At 31.4% G+C, this 3637-nt stretch carries 4 protein-coding genes and 1 pseudogene; 1 reads left to right on the plus strand and 4 read right to left on the minus strand.

Annotated elements, in window-relative coordinates:
* Positions 1–17: 17 nt before the first annotated feature.
* Positions 18–581, plus strand: coding sequence for a TlpA disulfide reductase family protein (locus QZZ53_RS16995; protein ID WP_296386935.1), 564 nt, complete (start codon positions 18–20; stop codon positions 579–581).
* On the opposite strand, the gene QZZ53_RS17000 is transcribed toward QZZ53_RS16995, so the two are convergent.
* The 4 genes and pseudogenes from QZZ53_RS17000 to QZZ53_RS17015 form a co-directional block, all read right to left on the minus strand.
* Positions 582–1028, minus strand: coding sequence for a sterol desaturase family protein (locus QZZ53_RS17000; RefSeq protein ID WP_296386937.1), 447 nt, complete (start codon positions 1026–1028; stop codon positions 582–584).
* Positions 1029–1046: 18 nt separating this feature from the next.
* Positions 1047–1886, minus strand: a complete 840-nt coding sequence (locus QZZ53_RS17005) for a phytoene/squalene synthase family protein (protein ID WP_296386939.1) — start codon at positions 1884–1886, stop codon at positions 1047–1049.
* Positions 1887–1911: 25 nt separating this feature from the next.
* Positions 1912–3372, minus strand: a complete 1461-nt coding sequence (gene crtI, locus QZZ53_RS17010) for a phytoene desaturase family protein (RefSeq protein WP_296386941.1) — start codon at positions 3370–3372, stop codon at positions 1912–1914.
* 8 nt (positions 3373–3380) lie between these two features.
* A pseudogene (locus tag QZZ53_RS17015) lies at positions 3381–3637 on the minus strand (MerR family transcriptional regulator); the annotation flags it as partial.

Here is a 3637-nt window from a genome sequence, read left to right on the forward strand (position 1 = left end):
GCTTAATTTTATAATTAATGAAAGGCAAAATTACCACACGCAATATTGTATTTTTAATTCTTATTGCAGTATTTATTATTCCACAGACAAGACAAGCACTTCAAGTTGTATTACATAAAGGCTTGAGTTATATTAATAAATCATCAATTATAGATAAGGAAGATAGGTCAGCTGTTGCATACATTAATTGGGAATTACAGTCTGATGCAAACACAACCATAAGCTTTAAAGAAACTGAAGGTAAAGTTGTGTTTATAAATTTTTGGGCAACTTGGTGTCCTCCTTGTATAGCTGAGATGCCAAGCCTTCAAGCTTTATATGAGGACTATAATGATAAAGTGGTATTTCTGTTTGTGACAAATGATGATTTTAAAACAGTAGAACAGTTCAAGACAAAGAAAGAATTCGACTTTTTAGTTTATAATACATTGAATGAAATTCCTGATGAATTAAAAACAGGTTCTATTCCAAGAACATTTATCATAAATAAAAAAGGAGAGATAGTAGTTGATGAGTCTGGTGCTATTAACTGGAATAGCGAATCTGTAAGAAGCCAATTAGATCGTTTGTTGTCCGAATAGTTATTTAAAATACTTTGAAGGCACAATGAGCATTCCAAAATTTTCACCTTTTTCTTTACCTAGGTGTTTGTGATGAATTTTGTGAGCACGCCTTAAACCTCTTGCATATTTATTATCGAGATTACGCAACCATTTAAACCGTTGATGTATAAAAATATCATGCACAATAAAGTAAACAGCTCCATAGGCCATTATACCTAAGCCAATAGGTAGACAATACCAAACAGCCTCATAACTCCATAGATAAAAGCAAGACATACTTACGATAGCGTAGAAAATAAAAAATGCATCGTTACGCTCAAACCAACTATCGTGGTCTTTATTATGATGATCTCTATGTAGATTCCACAAAAAGCCATGCATGATGTACTTATGTGTAAACCATGCGTTAAATTCCATAATGAAGAATGTACCCAGAAAAATCAGTATCCAAAAAACAGTTTGCATAATTATTGTTTTTTAGATTTATAATAAGTTGAGTTGATATTTAACATAGCTTCTTGTCAGCAATTCTATCTTTTTATAATTAGCAACTCTAATTCTAGTAGATTTTATTTTTAAAGCTGGTGTCTTTTTTAATTTTTCAAGTAGCTTATTGTAATAACGATATGCCATAAACACTCCAAACTTGGCTTCTAAAGGTAAGCGTTTTATTCCATTTAATCCTTTTGCGAAATCTTCATCTATATCAGCGATTATGGCTTTTTTTGAAGCTTCATCAAGTTTATTTAAATCAGTATTAGGAAAATAAGTTCTACTTAAATCTTCATGATCTGTCTTTAAGTCTCTTAGGAAATTTACTTTTTGAAAAGCTGAACCCAAACTCATTGCTGAATCCTTTAAGTCTTCATACCTCTCAGCATTGCCTTTAACAAACACTTTTAAACACATAAGTCCAACGACATCGGCAGAACCATAGATATAATCTTTATATTCTTGCTCAGTTAAATAGTCCTTTTTATGAAGATCTTGTCGCATGCTGTTCATAAACGAGTTCACTAAATGTTTATCAATTCCGTATCTGTGATAGGTTTCTTGAAAGGCGTTTAGAATTGGATTTAAACTAATTTTGTCTACTAAAGCTACTTCTAAATCATTTTCAAAATTCTTAAAAAGTTTTTCCTTGTCGTAATCATGAAATGTATCTACAATCTCATCGGCAAATCTTACAAAACCGTAGATGTTATAAATATCTTGTCTAATAGTGTCAGATAACATTTTTGTTGCCAAAGAAAATGATGTACTATAAGCATTGGTTACAGCCTTGCTACATTCTTTAGAGACATTGTCAAAAATTGATTTCATAGTATAAATTTCTTTTTAATGGCAATTAAACTTCATTTTTATGAATAAGTTCAGCTACTAACTTTCCCGAAATTAGTGATGGAGGAACTCCTGGTCCTGGAACAGTTAACTGCCCTGTAAAGTATAGTCCATTTACTTTTTTGCTTTTTAGTTTTGGTCTTAAAAATGCGGTTTGCATTAATGTATTGGCCATGCCATAGGCGTTTCCTTTGTAAGAATTGTATTCGCTTATAAAATCATTAACGCAAAAAGATTCTTTAAAAAGTATATGGTCTCGAACAGTTTGTTTTGTGCGTTTTTCAAATCTGTTTATTACGATATCAAAATATTGTTGACGCAATTCTGGAGTGTCTTCTAATCCTGGTGCAATAGGAATAAGGAAGAATCCTGTTTCACAATCAATAGGAGCCATACTTTTATCCGTTACCGAAGGAAAATTGACATAAAACAGTGGGTCTTCTGGCCATTTGGGCTCGTCATAAATGTCTTCAGCATGAGTTTCAAAATTAGTATCGAAAAATAAATTATGATGCTCTACATTTTGAAGCTTTTTATCAAAACCAATATAAAAGAGTAGTGAAGAAGGCGCAAAAGTGCGTTTATCCCAATATTTTTCACTGTATTGTCTGTGTTTTTTATCGAGTAATGTTTCTGAATGATGATAATCTGCACCACTCAAAACAACATTAGAAATCACAATTTTACCATTAACGGTAATACCAACTGAATTTCCATTTTCAACATTAATCTTTTCAACATTACTATTGTTGTAAATAGTAACACCTAAGCCTTCCGCTAGACTTTTCATTGCTTTTATGATTTCGTACATACCGCCTTTTGGATGCCATGTTCCTAAGCCGAAATCTGCAAAATTCATAAAACTATAGAATGAAGGAGTTTGATTTGGTTTTGCTCCCAAAAACAGTACAGGAAATTCTAATGTTGAAATGAGTTTAGGATTTTTAAAGTTTTTTCGAACTTCTGAACTTATAGTTTTAAAAAAGCGATCTATTCTAGTTACGGTCTCTCTGGTTACCAATTCAAATGGAGAAACGCCTGGCTTTAAAACAACTTTATTAATGGCAATATTATAATGATCTTGTGCTTTAGTAATAAATTTTCTAAGTGGTTTAGAACTTCCGGACTCTATACGTTCAAATTCTTCGCAGATTTGATCCATATGATCACCAATGGTAATTACATCATCCGAAAAAAATATTTTATAGGCAGGACTTAACTTTTCTAACTGATAGTAGTCACTGGTACTTTTCCCGAAATCATTAAAGAATTTTTCAAAAATGTCTGGCATCCAATACCAACTCGGTCCAATATCAAATGTAAAACCATCTTTAACAAGTTGTCTTGCTCTTCCTCCAACAGTATCATTCTTTTCAAAAATAGTTACTTTATGACCAGCCTTTGCCAAATAGCAAGATGCTGATAAAGCTGAAAATCCTGAACCTATTATGGATATGGTCTTATGCATTTATAAATTTAAAGTTCGTTAATTAATGATTTTATACTATTGAAGGTTTTTATTCCTTCTGGCAAATTATCTGTATCTAAATGAGAAAGCATCTGTCCTAAAACCCAAAATTTTGAATTACTAGATTTTAAAATGATATCATTGAATGTGTTTAGATATTTAAGTAAGTTTTCTTTTACTGGTTTTACGGTGAAATAGGAAACAAAAATAATATCATCATAATAATTTTGAATGTCTGTTAAACTCTCAAGAGGAACACTTGGAC

The organism is Winogradskyella sp., assembly GCF_016744625.1.
Lineage (GTDB): Bacteria > Bacteroidota > Bacteroidia > Flavobacteriales > Flavobacteriaceae > Winogradskyella.

Bases quoted from the DNA above. Each gene is read 5' to 3' on its own strand.
- QZZ53_RS16995 (WP_296386935.1), top strand. From the start codon at position 18: ATGAAAGGCAAAATTACCACACGCAATATTGTATTTTTAATTCTTATT.
- QZZ53_RS17000 (WP_296386937.1), bottom strand. From the start codon at position 1,028: ATGCAAACTGTTTTTTGGATACTGATTTTTCTGGGTACATTCTTCATT.
- QZZ53_RS17005 (WP_296386939.1), bottom strand. From the start codon at position 1,886: ATGAAATCAATTTTTGACAATGTCTCTAAAGAATGTAGCAAGGCTGTA.
- crtI (WP_296386941.1), bottom strand. From the start codon at position 3,372: ATGCATAAGACCATATCCATAATAGGTTCAGGATTTTCAGCTTTATCA.